Source organism: Mycolicibacterium sphagni (assembly GCF_002250655.1).
Lineage (GTDB): Bacteria > Actinomycetota > Actinomycetes > Mycobacteriales > Mycobacteriaceae > Mycobacterium > Mycobacterium sphagni.
This window is the reverse complement of sequence record NZ_NOZR01000012.1, coordinates 60,841-75,449: the sequence shown is the minus strand read 5'-3', so window position 1 is coordinate 75,449 and position 14,609 is coordinate 60,841. Positions and strand designations below refer to the sequence as shown.

At 66.5% G+C, this 14,609-nt stretch carries 16 protein-coding genes; 10 read left to right on the top strand and 6 right to left on the bottom strand.

Features of this window, described 5'->3' with window-relative positions:
* Window positions 1-3: 3 nt before the first annotated feature.
* Both CG716_RS15650 and CG716_RS15645 read right to left on the bottom strand, forming a co-directional pair.
* The gene (locus tag CG716_RS15650) at window positions 4-699 is read right to left on the bottom strand and encodes a rhomboid-like protein (RefSeq protein ID WP_234817864.1); all 696 of its coding nucleotides are present in this window, start codon (window positions 697-699) and stop codon (window positions 4-6) included.
* A 24-nt stretch (window positions 700-723) separates the two neighbouring features.
* Complete coding sequence (locus tag CG716_RS15645) at window positions 724-2,421, bottom strand: tetratricopeptide repeat protein (RefSeq protein ID WP_094481141.1); 1,698 nt, start codon at window positions 2,419-2,421, stop codon at window positions 724-726.
* Window positions 2,422-2,504: 83 nt separating this feature from the next.
* Between CG716_RS15645 and CG716_RS15640 the strand changes: the two genes are divergently transcribed.
* Window positions 2,505-2,876 carry a cupin domain-containing protein gene (locus tag CG716_RS15640; protein ID WP_420093196.1) on the top strand — a complete coding sequence of 124 codons (372 nt, stop codon included), beginning with the start codon at window positions 2,505-2,507 and terminating at the stop codon, window positions 2,874-2,876.
* Between the two features lie 6 nt (window positions 2,877-2,882).
* On the opposite strand, the gene CG716_RS15635 is transcribed toward CG716_RS15640, so the two are convergent.
* Window positions 2,883-4,469, bottom strand: coding sequence for a SulP family inorganic anion transporter (locus CG716_RS15635; protein ID WP_094481139.1), 1,587 nt, complete (start codon window positions 4,467-4,469; stop codon window positions 2,883-2,885).
* A 187-nt stretch (window positions 4,470-4,656) separates the two neighbouring features.
* Between CG716_RS15635 and CG716_RS15630 the strand changes: the two genes are divergently transcribed.
* The gene (locus tag CG716_RS15630; RefSeq protein WP_094481138.1) at window positions 4,657-5,280 is read left to right on the top strand and encodes a PaaI family thioesterase; all 624 of its coding nucleotides are present in this window, start codon (window positions 4,657-4,659) and stop codon (window positions 5,278-5,280) included.
* A 2-nt stretch (window positions 5,281-5,282) separates the two neighbouring features.
* Here CG716_RS15630 and CG716_RS15625 read toward each other — a convergent pair whose 3' ends face one another.
* Window positions 5,283-7,661, bottom strand: coding sequence for an arylsulfatase (locus CG716_RS15625; RefSeq protein WP_094481137.1), 2,379 nt, complete (start codon window positions 7,659-7,661; stop codon window positions 5,283-5,285).
* A 126-nt stretch (window positions 7,662-7,787) separates the two neighbouring features.
* On the opposite strand from CG716_RS15625, the gene CG716_RS15620 reads away from it, so the two are divergent.
* From CG716_RS15620 to CG716_RS15610, 3 genes are all read left to right on the top strand, one after another.
* Window positions 7,788-8,498, top strand: a complete 711-nt coding sequence (locus tag CG716_RS15620; protein WP_094481136.1) for an EthD domain-containing protein — start codon at window positions 7,788-7,790, stop codon at window positions 8,496-8,498.
* Entirely contained in the window at window positions 8,495-8,938 is a 444-nt protein-coding gene (locus CG716_RS15615; RefSeq protein WP_094481135.1) for a TIGR03618 family F420-dependent PPOX class oxidoreductase, read from the top strand. Before CG716_RS15620 ends, CG716_RS15615 begins: the two co-directional genes overlap by 4 nt.
* A gap of 183 nt (window positions 8,939-9,121) precedes the next feature.
* Entirely contained in the window at window positions 9,122-9,880 is a 759-nt protein-coding gene (locus tag CG716_RS15610; protein WP_094481134.1) for an enoyl-CoA hydratase/isomerase family protein, read from the top strand.
* Window position 9,881: 1 nt separating this feature from the next.
* On the opposite strand, the gene CG716_RS15605 is transcribed toward CG716_RS15610, so the two are convergent.
* Complete coding sequence (locus tag CG716_RS15605; protein WP_094481132.1) at window positions 9,882-10,079, bottom strand: (2Fe-2S)-binding protein; 198 nt, start codon at window positions 10,077-10,079, stop codon at window positions 9,882-9,884.
* 239 nt (window positions 10,080-10,318) lie between these two features.
* Here CG716_RS15605 and bfr point away from each other — a divergent pair, with 239 nt between their 5' ends.
* From bfr to CG716_RS30205, 5 genes are all read left to right on the top strand, one after another.
* The gene (bfr, locus tag CG716_RS15600) at window positions 10,319-10,798 is read left to right on the top strand and encodes a bacterioferritin (RefSeq protein ID WP_094481131.1); all 480 of its coding nucleotides are present in this window, start codon (window positions 10,319-10,321) and stop codon (window positions 10,796-10,798) included.
* Between the two features lie 66 nt (window positions 10,799-10,864).
* Complete coding sequence (locus tag CG716_RS15595; protein WP_094481129.1) at window positions 10,865-11,362, top strand: carboxymuconolactone decarboxylase family protein; 498 nt, start codon at window positions 10,865-10,867, stop codon at window positions 11,360-11,362.
* A 37-nt stretch (window positions 11,363-11,399) separates the two neighbouring features.
* Window positions 11,400-12,746 (top strand): type I glutamate--ammonia ligase, encoded by a 1,347-nt coding sequence (locus tag CG716_RS15590; protein WP_094481127.1) that lies wholly within the window; start codon window positions 11,400-11,402, stop codon window positions 12,744-12,746.
* Window positions 12,747-12,772: 26 nt separating this feature from the next.
* Window positions 12,773-13,879, top strand: coding sequence for an amidohydrolase family protein (locus tag CG716_RS15585; RefSeq protein ID WP_094481125.1), 1,107 nt, complete (start codon window positions 12,773-12,775; stop codon window positions 13,877-13,879).
* An 81-nt stretch (window positions 13,880-13,960) separates the two neighbouring features.
* Window positions 13,961-14,128, top strand: a complete 168-nt coding sequence (locus tag CG716_RS30205) for a hypothetical protein (RefSeq protein ID WP_165774164.1) — start codon at window positions 13,961-13,963, stop codon at window positions 14,126-14,128.
* Between the two features lies 1 nt (window position 14,129).
* Here the strand turns inward: CG716_RS30205 and CG716_RS15580 are convergent, their stop codons facing one another.
* The gene (locus tag CG716_RS15580; RefSeq protein WP_094481123.1) at window positions 14,130-14,531 is read right to left on the bottom strand and encodes a hypothetical protein; all 402 of its coding nucleotides are present in this window, start codon (window positions 14,529-14,531) and stop codon (window positions 14,130-14,132) included.
* Window positions 14,532-14,609: the final 78 nt, after the last annotated feature.

Here is a 14,609-nt window from a genome sequence, read left to right as displayed (position 1 = left end):
ACTTTACGCACGGCGGACCCGGCGCAGCAGCGGCTCGGGGTTCAGTTGCGGGGCCGGCCGTCGGCGGGCCAGTGGGTAACAGGCCAGTCCGACGATCAGTGCGATCAGGTGACCGACCGGGGTGAAGGTGGGGTTGATCAGCAGCGCGACGATGAACCAGCCGAACGCGAACAGCAGGTACAACCACCGCCACGGACGCACGATGTGATAACTCAGCAGGCCGATGATGCCGACGGCGAAGTAGCTGACCCCGATGTCTTTGGCGTTGAGGTATCGCGGTGAGACGGCCGCCTCCTGGATCTGCCAGTACAGGAAGCCTTCACTGAGGTACGTGGCGACGATGTGGGCGATCAGCCCAGCGACCACGAAACGCAGGTGGCCGAGCCAGCGTTCGGCCGGGGCCAGGAAGAGGCAGAACAACACCAGGTAGGGCCACCATGCGGCGCCGTCGAGCCACAGCAGGCTGGTGATCAGCACCCGGATCGGATCGGCGGCCAGGTGATGCAGGTTGGTCGAGTCCTTCCGCAGCAGGACGACCAGATGCCAGCGGGGCAGCAGGTGCTGGGCGAGGGTGGTCAGGAACAGCACCGCCAGCCAGCCGAACGTCACCGGTGCGGAGCGGACGAAATGCGCGATCGCCTGCGCCCGGCCGCGTTCAGTGACGGTGACCGGTGCGGACTGTTCTGACCTGTCGTGCACGTGATGAGGTTACGACGCGCGACGTCAGTGGCAGCACTCCTTGGCCGGGATGTCGAGGACTTCGAGCCGGCACGCGCATGACGCCAGGATCGGCACGTCGGCGCGGGCTGACGCCAGTTCGAGCTGGCGCCCGATGATCACCGCTTCCTTCGTGCGCCCCAGCCGCTGCAGGCATTCGTGGTAGCCGTGCAGGCTCCACACGTTGCCCGGATGCTGGCAGGGCCGGCTCAACGTCGGGTCCAGGCCGAGGTCGGCGGCGTACACGCCGGCCGCTTCCTCGACCCGCCCCTGCTCCAGGAGTAGCGCCCCGTAAGCGTGCCGGGTGGGCTGCATCCAGCCCCAGGGTTCGTCGTAGGGGAGTGAATCGTCCAGCGCGATCGCCCGCCGCAGGTGCCCGAATGCTTCGTCGAAATTCCCTTCGCGGTAGGCGATCTCACCGTCGAGCATGGCTGCGGCGACAGCCAGGATGTCCCGGCTGGTGTTGTTGAACAGGTACCGGGAGTTCGGCACCCGGGCGTAGGCCTGCGCGAACGCCTCCCGCTCGGCGGCGGCCTGGGCGAGCTGCCCCTTGGCCGCATGTGCGACGCCACGTCCGTAGTGAATGGTTGCGGTTGTGCTGCAATACAACTCGGTATCTGCCGGGAGGATCTCGGCGATCAGGTCGTCCCAGCGGCCGAACCGGATCAGCACGTGCACCCGCAGCGGAACGAAGGCTTCTAACCAGTCGGCCATCGGCGGCGATTCGATGGAGAGCAGTTCGGGGGTCAGCTGTCCGGACAGCTCGCCGGCGGCCTGCAGCGCGACCTGCGACTGACCGGCGAACATCGCGGAGTAGACAATGAAGTGCAGATCGTGCGCCCGGTAGAGCGAGTAGAAGTTCAGCGGCCCGGCATGGCCGACGAAGCGACGATCGGCGGCCACCGCGGACTCGTTGGCCAGCACCGAATCTCGGTAGTTGCCACACAGCACGTCGATGTGCGACGGCATGTGTTGTAGATGCCCGGCGTCGGGCACCAGTCCGCGCAACAGGTCGGCGGCAGGCAGCGCGTCCTCGGGATGCGCCGACATTTCCATCGCGTGGATGTACAGGTGCAGCACGCCGGGATGGGCGCGGCCGGCGTCGGCGCTCAGCGCGGCATCCATCAGTCGCTTGGCCTCCACCACCCGCGATCCGGGGGCGGGCTCACCGGTTGTGGTGTCCCACAACGCCCATGCTGTCAGGTTCACCAGCGCGTCAGCGGCCAAGGCCTGCACGTCGATGTCGCCGGGATAGGTCTGCGCCAGGTCGGCCATCGCATCGGCGTAGGCGACGTGACCTCCCGCCAGCGCCTCGGAGTCCTCCGGATCCTCAGTGGGAAACCGGGTGGCCAGTGCGGCTATCAGGGCATGCTCGACGGCGCTGCCCCGGCCCTTGGCGGCCAGCTCGAGCTCCACCCGGGCCCGCGCCAGCGAGGCTGCGAGGTCGACGGGGTCGAAGGCTTCCCACGCCTTGTTGTAGTTGGGCCCGATGGCGTACGCGATACCCCAGCGGGCGATCGCGAGGTCGGGGTCCAGCGCCAGGGCACGCTCGAAGCAGACGATCGCCTCTTCGTGGTTGAAGGCGTAGGCCCACACCAGTCCTCGGTCGAACCAGACCTGCGCCTGCGGTGAAGGGGTTTCCACGGGTCGGTGGTATGCGCCGAGGTCGTAGTACGGCTCGGTGTCGCCAAGCGGAACCCCCATGCTGCACACCCTAGGTCAGCGCGCCGACTCCGGATAGCGTTGCAACCGACCAGAACGAAAGGGTGCAGACCGTGATTCGTTGCGTGCGTTTGTTCACCGGACCCGACGACCAATCCCACATCGAGATCGGCCGTCTCGACCTGGCGCCGGGGCGCAACGACGACCTGGTGTCGTCCGCGATGTCCTCGAGTCATGTGACGGCGGAGGAGACCGCCACCGGCGGAACGCTGGCCTGGCACACCGCGCCGGTGCGCCAGCTCGTTGTGACGCTAGCCGGGACCCTGGTGTTCACCACCCGCAACGGCGAGGAGTTCACGCTCGCCCCCGGAGACGTGTTGCTCGCCGAGGACACCGTGGGCTCGGGCCATCAGTGGCGTCTGGTGGACGACAACCCGTGGCGGCGGATCTACATCGTGCTCGCCGACGGCGTCGAGGTCCCCTTCCTCGCCGAATGACTCCGCTTAGTGCCCGGCGACGATATCGGACTCGTCCACGGTCACCGGCTCCTTGGCCGAGGGCAGCAGCGAGTACAGCAGGCACACCACCGCGAAGAACAGATACCCAAGCGCCGCTTGCGGATTGGCGGCCCAGCCGATCTCGGGCGCATGGATCAGCCCGATGAACGACAGCGCCGCGGCCACCACCGACGCCAGCGCGGCGTGGCGGAACTTCTTCTCCAGGATGAACGTCACCATCGTGCCCAGCAACAGGCCGACCAGAATGGCGCCCTCACCGAGGGTCTGCAATCCGTCGTAGACCACACCGGCGTTGCCCAGTGCGTCCATGCCAACCTTGGTGGCCGACGTCCCGGCCGCGTTGAGCGCATTGTCGATCATCCCGCTGGCCCACTGCGCCAGGTTGGGCAACAGCGCGGCCACCACCGCCACGGCATGCAGCCGCGGCACGGCCTGGAAGGCCTGGGCGCCGATCAACAGGCCGATGTAGAGCAGGATCGGCACGATCGCCGGCACCGGCAAGATGGCCGCGAGCACGCCGAAAAGACCGAGGAAGCACAGCAAGCCGATCACCACACCGCTGGCCAGCGAGTAGCCGGCCCGGCCACCGGCGTCCTTCCAGCCGGGATGGCCGATGTACACCGCGGGCGGGAATGGCGAACCGAACGCCGAACCGATCACCGCGCCGGCGCCGTCGGCCAGTAACACACTGCGCAGATTGTAGTTGTCCCCAGCCGCGGCAGCGCTTTCCACGTTGCTCATCGCCTCGGTGAAGTTGTAGACGCCCAACGGGATCGCCGTACCCAGCAGGGGAGCCAGATGCGCCAGCCCGGACATCAACAGGTCGATGCGAAGGTCGGGAATCCCGATCGCGATGTCCGACATAGCCTTCCCGACATCCGGTGCCGACATGAAACCGCCGATCCAGCCGATCGCGGTACCGACCAGCAGCGCCACCAGACCGACGGGGATGTTGCCCGGCAGCTTCACGTCGGTGAAGAAGCCGATGAGGATGATCGCCAGCACCGGAAGGCCGATCCAGGCGGCCTCCCACATCTGGGCGGCCGGGCGCATCGAGATGAAGGTGATCGAAATACCGGCCAGGGTGCCAAGCATCGCCGCGCGTGGCGTCAGCTTGCGGATGTAGGGGCCGACGAAGCCGCCGATGATGACGATGATCCCGATCATGAACGCCCACGCCAGACCCGCCTTCCAGGCCTCGATCGGGTTCTTGGTGGCCAGATAGACCGGCAGCATCACGACGAAGACCACGATGAACATGTGCGGCACGCTCGGGCCGTACGGCAATGCGGTCACGTCGGTGCGGCCTTCGCGGCGGGCCAGCCGTCGGGCCAGGAACGTGTAGTAGAGATTCCCGAGCACCAGGGCGACGCCGAGCGCGGGTAGCACGGTGCCGAGCACGTCGTCGTCGGGCAGCTTGATCACGCCGATCATCAACGTGGTCAGGGTCAGGACGTTGACCAGAATGTTGAAGCCGAGCCCAAAGAAGGCGTTCAGGTCGCCGCGGGTCCACCAGGGGATTTTCAATTCGCTCGGCGTCGGCGGTGCGGGCTCGGTCACGTCGGTGCTCATCGGCAGCCTTCCTGGCGCGGCGGGACAGCAGTGCGCGACCCGAGCCGACAACTGCGTCGCTGTCCGTCGCTAACTGGAGATTCTCGACGCCCGCGTTCCAACTGGGGGTCGGCTGTGTGTCAATCGTGTTAGCCCACGTCGAGACCACGGTTCGACACCCCCGTCGGCGCCGTGGTCTAGTGCTGGAGTGCTGGAATTCACCGACGAAGACCTGTCCGCCGAGGACATCGAGCGGCTACGGGCGATTTACGAGCCGCTGGCCATTTCGGTGCGGGAGTTGGTCGACGCCACGATCCGCACCGAGGTGGACGCCGAGACCGTCGCCGCGGTGAAAGCCGATATCGACGCCGCCACCGCGCGGCTGCGGAGTGAGCAGATCGAGGGCGCTTTCGGGGTCCGGCGAACAAGCTCGGGCGCAAGCATGAGTTGGGGCAACGCCGTCATCGGCCTGCGCAACCCGTGCGCGCCGCCGTTGGTGATTCATCGCGACGAGGACGGACGGCGCTGGACCGATTTTCATCTCGGCGCGCCCTACGAGGGACCGCCTGGGCACGTGCACGGCGGGGTGTCGGCGCTGGTTCTGGATCACGTTCTCGGCGAAGCGGCCAGCCCGGACGGCAAACCGCGCTTCACCGGCAGCATCACCGTGCGGTATCTGCGGGCCTGCCCGCTTGGGCCGCTGCATGCCGAAGCGCAGATCACCCGTGTCGACGGCGTGAAAACCTTTGTCTCCGGCTATATCTCCGACGCCGAAGGCATCACCGTGGAAGCCGAGGGCGTCTTCATCACCCCACGCTGGCTGCGCGACTGAGACTACTGCTTGCCCATCGCCAGTTTGAGCCGGTCCGCCGGGGTGATCAGGTGGTCGTGGTTGTCGTCGCCGATGTCGATCTGCACCCAGTCGATCCGTCCGGTGAAGGAGTTGCCGGACGGCCCGTAGTCCGGGGAGGCCGGCGACCCGGTGTCACGCCCGACATCGCAGGCCTCATCGGCGGAGAACCCCATCGGAATGGTGATGTCCACCCGGCCGGTGCCCACCGGCGTGCCGTCGTGATACAGGGTCACCGTGCCACCCTTGGCCAATCCGCCACCGTCGTAGGCGAATTCGATCCGCACCTGGTGTGCACCCGCAGGGAGCGGCGTGTCGGCGGTGACGAAGAAGTACTGGATGCCGAAGAAGTTGTAGCAGTACTTCAGCCGTCCCTCGTGGACGTAGAGCGCCCAGCCGCCGACCTGCCCGCCCTGGGTGATGATCACCCCGGCAGCGCCGGTCTCGGGCACAACGATGTTGGCGGTCACCGAGTGCGACTTGTTCTTCAGGTTCAGGACGCAGCTTTCGCTGACCCGCATGCCGTCGAACAGTAGTTGCCTGGTGCCTTTGATGAGCTGCGGGCGTCCGGCGATGTCGGGATTGATCCGTTCGAAGGACCTGTCGTCGAGCGGGACGACGTTGTACTTGACCGCCTCTATGAGCCAAAGCCGTTGCAGCTCAGCCAGTTTCTCCGGATTGTCGGCGACGAGGTTGCGGGCCTGTGTCCAGTCGTCTGGGCCGTAGAGCTCCCAGACGTCGTCGTCGAATGCCGGCGGGGTGTCGATCTTCCACGGGGTGCGGTGCTTGGTCGCCGCCGTCCAGCCCTTGTGATAGATGCCGCGGTTGCCCATGATCTCGAAGTACTGCACGACATGTGACTCCGGTGCGGCTTCGTCGCGCAGCGTGCCCAGCATGCTCACGCCCTCCAATGGCGCCTGCGCAATACCGTTGACGCTCAGCGGAGCCGGGATACCAGCCGCCTCGAGGATAGTGGGGACGACGTCGATGACGTGGTGGAACTGGTTGCGCACCGTGCCCTTGTCGGCCAAGCCGCTGGGCCAGTGCACGATGGTGCCGTTGCGAGTCCCGCCCCAGTGCGACGCCACCTGCTTGGTCCACTGATAGGGCGTGCACAACGCGTGCGCCCAGCCCACCGCGTAGTGGTTGTAGGCGTCCGGGGTGCCGAAGTCGTCGATCTTGGACAGCAGGAACTCGGTGGTCTCCAGACCCCCCATGCCGTTGAGGACGGCCATCTCGTTGAAGCAGCCGACGGGCGTTCCCTCCGCCGAGGCCCCGTTGTCGCCGATGATGTAGTAGATGAGGGTGTCGTCGAGCACGCCCAGGTCCTCGAGCGTATCGACGACCCGGCCGATCTCGTGGTCGGTCTGCTCGAGGAAGCCGGCGTAGATCTCCATCTGCCGGGCCAGCACCGGCTTCAGCTCGTCGGCCATGGCGTCCCAGGCCGGGATTTCGTCGTGACGTGCGGTCAGCTCGGCGTCCTCAGGAATTACCCCAAGCTGCTTCTGCCGGGCGAAGATCTTCTCCCGCAGCACATCCCAGCCCTCGTCGAACTGACCGCGATACTTGTCCGACCAGTGCGCGGGAACATGGTGCGGCGCGTGGGTGGCGCCGGGGGCGAAGTACATGAAGAACGGCTTGTCGGGCATCAACGCCTTCTGCTGGCGCACCCAGGTGATCGCGTGGTCGGCGAGATCCTCGGTGAGGGTGTAGCCCTCTTCGGGCGTGCGGGGCGGCTCTACCGGTGTCGTGCCCTCATATAGGCCCGGGTAGTACTGATTGGCCTCACCGCCGATGAACCCGTAGAAGTACTCGAAGCCCGACCCGGTCGGCCACTGGTGGAACGGCCCGACGGGGGAGACCTCCCAGACCGGGACCTCGTGACACTTGCCGAACTGCGCGGTCGAATACCCGTTGAGCTTGAGGGTTTCCGCGATCGGGGCCTTGTCCTTCGGCCGGATGCTGCTGTTGCCCGGTGCCGAAGTGGCCGTCTCGGTGATCGCACCCATGCCGACCGAGTGGTGGTTGCGCCCGGTCAGCAATGCCTGACGGGTGGGGGAGCACAGCGCAGTGGTGTGGAACCGGTTGAGCTTCAATCCGTTTCCGGCCAGCCGCCCCGCCACCGGAGTGTCGCACGGGCCGCCGAAGGCGGACGACGCCGCGAAGCCGACGTCGTCGATGAGCACGATCAGGACGTTGGGCGCGTCCTTCGGTGGCCGCAGCGTGGTGATCGGCGGGTAGCTGGTGTCGGGATCCTTGGCGTCGTAGGTGGTCAGCCCGACGTGCCGGGTGTCGGGAATCGGTAGTACGTCGCGACGCACCCGCGCCTGAGCTGTGCCGGGCTGAGACGACGAATCCGCCATCGGTCCTCCTTGACCACGAGGAGACCTCTTCTCGATCCCCTGAGCCGGGCCAGCCTACGCCGCAGGCGCCACACGAGAGTGGGATAGACAGGTTGCTCCCCACACGCTGGCAGGTAGGTTCCAGCCATGGAGAAGGTGATGGTCACACTGCGCACCGGTGCCCCCGACGACGCGTGGGCCGAACAGTTGCGGGGCCCGGTGGCACAGGAGCTGCTCGCCCTCGGCCTGCCCGGGGTGACGGTCAACGTCCGCGACGCCGACGTCCGCGATTCGATGATGATGCTGACGGTGCTGGACCCGCCGGTGCAGGCGGTTGTCAGCCTCTGGACTCAGCAGTACTACGGCGATCAGGTCCTGATGGCCTTGGAACTGCTCGGCCACCAGGCCGAGTACATCGCCGCGTATCTCGTCACCGAGTCGGCTCCGCTGCCGCCGCCGACGTCACCGATCGGGGAGCGTTCGCCCGGGTTGGCCAATATGGCGCTGTTGCGGCGCCCCGCCCACATGGACGAGCCGACGTGGCTGTCGCGCTGGCACGGCAACCACACGCCGGTGGCGATCGCCACGCAGTCGACCTTCACCTATGTGCAGAACTACGTGGTGCGTGCGCTCACCGAAGACGCTCCGGTGATCAATGCGATCGTCGAGGAGCATTTCCCCATCGAATCGGTGCGCAGCCTGCACGCGTTCTTCGGCGCCGCTGACGACGCCGACCTGCAGGACCGGATGGAGAAGATGGTCGCCAGCACAGCGGCTTTCGGTGCCAACGTCAACATCGACGCCGTACCGACCAGCCGCTACGTTCTGCGCAGCCCGTTCGTCGCCGAGCAAGCATGACCACCCTGAGCGAGGCCGTCGCGCTGGCGGAGGCCGACCGCGGATTGGCGGTGGTCTCGACGCTGCGGGCCGACGGGACGATCCAGGCCTCGCTAATCAACGCCGGTGTCGTGGCGCATCCGGCCACCGGCGAACCGGTGCTGGCGTTCGTCACCTACGGGCGGGTCAAGCTGGCGAATCTACGGGCACGCCCGGCCCTGACCCTGACGTTCCGCCAAGGCTGGCAGTGGGCCACCGTGGAGGGCCGCGCCGAACTCGCGGGGCCCGACGATGTGCCGGGGTGGCTGGTCGGGCCGGATCAGCTACGACTGCTGCTGCGTGAGGTGTTCACCGCCTGCGGTGGCACCCACGACAACTGGACCGAGTACGACCGGACCATGATCGAGCAGGCCCGCGTCGCCGTCCTGGTGGCGCCGACCCGGGTGTACAGCAACGGATAGCCGACAAGACAGCCAGTCCTCTCGCGCGAGACTGCGTGCAATGCGCCCAGCCTGCGCTCAGCGCGCATTTCCAGCACGGTCCACGCTCTCTCACCGCAGACTCGGTTGTGGTGAGAGCACCTAGGTCCCATCTGCCGGGCTTGGCTCCCTGACGCGCTTCGCAACCCGGTTAGGCTTCCGCGCGTGACGCTCCTCATCGCCGACGAGAACCGGGTTCGCACCATCACTCTCAATCGGCCCGACGCCCTCAACGCCTTCAACGAGGCCCTGTACGACGCCACCGCCGAGGCGCTGCTGGCGGCCGCCGACGACCCCGAGGTGGCCGTCGTGCTGATCACCGGAGCCGGTCGGGCGTTCAGCGCCGGCCAAGATCTCGGCGACATGCAGGCCCGGATCACCGATCCCGACTTCGTCCAGGGCACGCACGGCTTTCCCGGACTGATCAGCGCGCTGAGCCGGTTCCCCAAGCCGCTGATCTGTGCGATCAACGGTGTCGGCCTCGGCATCGGCGCGACGATCCTCGGCTATGCCGACCTGGCGTTCATGTCCTCGACCGCGCGGCTGAAGTGCCCCTTCACCAGCCTGGGTGTGGCGCCGGAAGCCGCGTCGTCATATCTGTTGCCGCAGTTGATCGGTCGGCAGAACGCCGCCTGGTTACTGATGTCCTCGGAATGGGTGGATGCCGCCGAGGCATTGCGGATGGGTCTGGTCTGGCGGGTCAGTGAACCCGACGAGCTGTTGGCCGATGCCCGCAAGCACGCCGAAGTCCTAGCCTCCCGGCCCATTTCGAGCCTCATCGCGGTCAAGCAGACGATGGTCGAACCGCTACGGCCCGGAATCGCAGAGGCGACCACGCGGGAGAACGCGTTCTTCGAGAAGCTGATGGGCGCGGCGGCCAACGCCGAAGCGCTAGCGGATTTTCACCGCGGAAAAACGAGCTGAGTCAGCGCGCCCCGGCCGAGGCCAGACGGGTGTCGGCCGCGAAATGCGCCTCGATGATGGCCCGCACAGTGCGACGGCACCGGCCGCAATCGCCTCCGGCGCCGCAGGCGGCCGCGACCTGCTTAGACGTGCACGCTCCGCTTGCGACAGCCGCACTGACCGTGGCGTTGGTCGCCCCCGCGCAGAGGCACACGTACATCAGGGCTTCCCTCTCATCGCAGGATCACGTCGCACATCGGACATACGCACAACGGACATACGCACAACGGACATACGCACATTGGACATATTAGTGGAGACTAACCTTAGTAAGGCCTGCCTACAACACCCCGGCGGTTCGGACTTTCGCAAGGCTGTCGCCAGGCTGCACTAGGGTGACTTACGCGCTCGGCCCGATCACTGGGCCCATTGACCGCCGACCTGGGGGGAAGAAACGTCATGCAAGGCGATCCGGAAGTTCTCCGTCTGCTCAACGAGCAGCTGACCAGCGAACTGACCGCCATCAATCAGTACTTTCTGCACTCCAAGATGCAGGACAACTGGGGTTTCACCGAGCTGGCAAAGCACACCAGGGAAGAGTCCTTCGACGAGATGCGGCACGCAGAGGCGATCACCGACCGCATCCTGCTCCTAGACGGGCTGCCCAACTATCAGCGCCTCGGCTCGCTTCGGGTGGGGCAGACCCTGCGCGAGCAGTTCGAGAGCGATCTGGCGATCGAGTACGAGGTGGTTGGTCGGCTGAAGCCCGCCATCATCCTGTGCCGCGAGAAGCAGGACTCCACCACCGCCAACCTCTTCGAGGGGATCGTGGCCGACGAGGAACACCACATCGACTACCTCGAGACCCAACTCGAGTTGATGGACAAGCTCGGCGTGGAGCTCTACTCCGCGCAGTGCGTGTCGCGCCCGCCGAGCTGACCACACCCGGTCGATCAGAAACTAGAACACGTTCCAGATTCGTCGCTCGCGGCGTAACATCGCGCCATGAGCCGAATCGGAAACTTCGCTGAAGACGACATCGCTGGCTGGATCGTCAAGTCCCCGGATATCGGAACCGCGATGGCCGGCTTCAGTAGTGCGGTCTACAGCGAGAAGAACCGCCTCCCGATGCGGGTGCGCGAGCTCGCCCGCGCGGTGATCGCCCACGACAACGAATGTGTCTTGTGTCAAAACACCCGTGACGCCGACGGCCCCGCCGCCGGAGTCGACGAGGATCTCTACGACCATGCACTGGAATGGGCAACCTGGCCGGGCTACAGCGAGCAGGAACGCGTCGCCGCCGAGTTCGCCCACCGGTTTGGCACCGACCACGTGAACCTCAAGTACGACGAGGACTTTTGGGATCGCGCCCACGCCCAGTTCTCCGACGAGCTGCTCGCAGACCTGACCTTGTCGTGCGCGATGTGGATCGGGATGGGCCGCATGCTGTCCACCCTCGACATCGGTCAGAGCTGCAAGCTGACCCTGCCGAGCCGCGCCTAGGCACTTTCGGGCGCACTCGGCGGGCGCGGTGGGCAGAATGTCTGCCATGACCACACCGGCGATCGCGCGATTGAAGGCTGACGGCGTGGACGTCGTCGTCGGGACAATGGTCACTGCCGCAGGCCTGACCCACGCTAAGACCGTGCCCACCCGTCGCGCCACCGCATTCGCCGATCCTGGACTGGGTTTCAGCCCGGTCACCCACGTCTTCGCCATCGACAAGGCCGGGATCGCGTTCACCGAAGGCATCACGGTTGTCGGCGACCAGCGCATCCGGATCGATCTGGAAGCGTTGCGGGTCCTCGGTGACGGCCTGGCGTGGGCGCCCGCCTCCTTCTTCGACCAGGACGGCATCCCCGTCCCGGCGTGCGCGCGAGGAACCCTGGCGCGCATCGAGTCCCGGTTGGAGCACGCCGGCTTGCGGGGTCTGGTCGGACACGAGATCGAGTTCCTGCTCGTGGATCCCGAGGGCAATCGGCTGCCGGGCAATCTGTGGGCGCAGTACGGCCTCGCCGGTGCGTTGGAGTATGAGGGTTTCGTTCGCGATGTAACCGCTGCGGCGGGCGCCGCCGGGGTGGAGATCGAGCAGTTCCATCCGGAATACGGCATCAACCAGTTCGAGATCTCCCTGGCTCCCAAGGCCCCGGTGGCAGCCGCCGACCAGCTGATACTGACCCGGATCGTCATCAGCCGGGTGGCCCGCAAGTACGGGCTGCGGGTGTGTCTGTCCCCGCTCCCCTTCGCGGGCAGCGTGGGTTCGGGTGCGCATCAGCACTTTTCATTGCTGCGCGGCGATTCGCCGGTGTTCTCCGGGGGCACTGGCACGCAAGGAATGACCGCCGAAGGGGAGAGCGCGATCGGAGGGATCATCGCCGGACTACTCGACGCACAGCTGATCTTCTGCGGTTCGATCGTGTCGGGACTGCGAATGAAGCCGGGCAACTGGGCCGGCGCGTACGCCTGCTGGGGCACCGAGAACCGCGAGGCCGCAGTTCGATTCGTGCGCGGCACGCACGGAAACCCGCACGGAGCCAACGTGGAGGTCAAGGTCGTCGATCCGTCGGCCAACCCGTACTTCGCCACGGCCGCAATCCTGGGCCTGGCACTTGACGGCATCGAGCACAGCGCCGCACTCCCGCCGGAGACGCTGGTCGACCCGGCCACCCTTTCGGACGGCGAGCGCACGGCCGCGGGCACGGTCGCGTTGAGCTCCGATCAGGGTCAGGAGATCGCCGCGCTGGACGGTTCGGCGCGGTTGCGGGCGATACTCGGCGATCCAGCCGTCGATGCGTTGGTGGCCGTTCGTCGCTACGAGCATGAGACGTATTCGCATCTGGACCCCGAAGCGCTGACCGAGAAGTTCAGGATGGCCTGGAGCGTATAAGTGCTCATGACCGCTTATCACTGCGCGTGACATCCGCACTGGCCGACCACATCGCCGGTGTGCGCCTGGTGGACAACCACGTGCACGGCTATTGGCTGGCGGCCGCGGACCGCCGGCGCTTCGAGAACGGCCTCAACGAGGCCAATATCGAACCACTGGCGGATTTCGATTCCGGCTTCGACACCCAGCTGGGTTTCGCGGTGCGGGCGCATTGCGCGCCCCTGCTCGGCCTGCCTGAACATGTTGACCCGCAGAGTTATTGGGAACGCCGCAGCCAGTTGACCGAAAGCCAACTCGCCGCGGTGTTCCTGCCGGCCGCCGGCGTCAGCGATTGGCTGGTCGACACCGGGCTGCCGGGCGAGATTGCCGGGCTGCCGGAGATGGCCGCTGCGTCCGGCAGCGCGGTCGGTGAGATCGTCCGGCTCGAGCAGGTCGCCGAGCAGGCGGCGGCATCGCCCGGCGACTATGCCGACGCGTTTCGGCGAATCTTGTTCGAGCGCAGCAAGACTGCGGTCGCCACCAAAACCGTGTTGGCCTACCGCGGCGGGTTCGACGGCGATCTGTCCGCTCCTGATACGCGCGCTGTCGCCGAGGCGGCGGCGCGGTGGCGGGCGGCCGGGGGAGTGCGGCTGACGGACCGGACACTGCTGCGGTTCGGTGTGCACGAGGCGCTTCGGCTGGACAAGCCGCTGCAGTTTCACGTCGGGCTGGGTGACCGCGACTGCGATCTGCACCGGACCAATCCGATGCTATTGCTGGACTTTCTGCGCCAGTCGGGCACCACACCGATCGTCTTGCTGCACTGCTATCCCTACGAGCGCGAGGCCGGCTATCTGGCCCAGGCGTTCAACAACGTCTATCTCGATGTCGGCTTGAGCGTCAACCATCTCGGTGCCCGCGCAGAAGCGTTCATTGGGCGCACTCTGGAGCTGGCGCCGTTTCGGAAGATTCTGTATTCCTCGGACGCGTTCGGACCGGCGGAACTGCACTACCTGGGTTCGGCGTTGTGGCGCGCGGGGATGGCCGCAGTGCTGGCCGGGTTCGTCAGGCGAGGACAGTGGAGTGAAGCCGATGCGATGCGAGTGGTGGATCTGATCGGCCGCGGCAACGCCGCACGGGTCTACGCGCGGTGATGTGTGACGGAGTGTCAGGCCGAGTAGGAGCACCGCCGAAATCCGGTCGTCAGCCCCTGGGTCGTAGGCCTGACGCTGATTGTGCTGGGTCTGATTGCGCCGACGCTGGCCTGGGTTCAGCCCTACCAGGAAATAAAAGCCCTCAAGCAGCTACTCGGGCCGATGTCGTTTTCCATCGTCGGGGTGATGGCGGGCCTGATCGCGGTGCTCGGCCTGATCGCGTTGGTCGTGGTGCTCTGGCGCCTGTGATCTAGGCGGGTACGAAGAAGTGCGCCCACTTCGCGATGTCCGCCGGCCCGACGCACTGCAGCGGCACGCCGGGTGTCTTCACCTGCCACTCGTTGCCGGCCATCCGTTCTTGCGCGGTGGTTCCCGGTGTGGCGCAGGGCAGGGCGACCTGAGCCTCACCGACGAGCGGACCCGTGGGCACCCAGGTACCGCTGGCCGAACAGATGAGCGTCCCGTTGTTGGCGTCCATCCCGAAAACGTAGGAGGGGCTCGGGGTGCAGGGCGTGCCGCTGACCACGTTCTGGGCCACGTTCGGTACGCAGCTCGCAGAGTGGCACGAGCTGGCCGACGACGGTGGGGCGAGCGGAATCGCCGCACCGAGCAGACCGCACGAGACTAGCGAGCCGACGACAATCTTGCGCATCTCTGCCTCCTGACGCTGCGCCCTAGCGGCTCGATCAGCGTAGCGCCGGGACCGCATGAGCGACCTACGTTTGTCCCG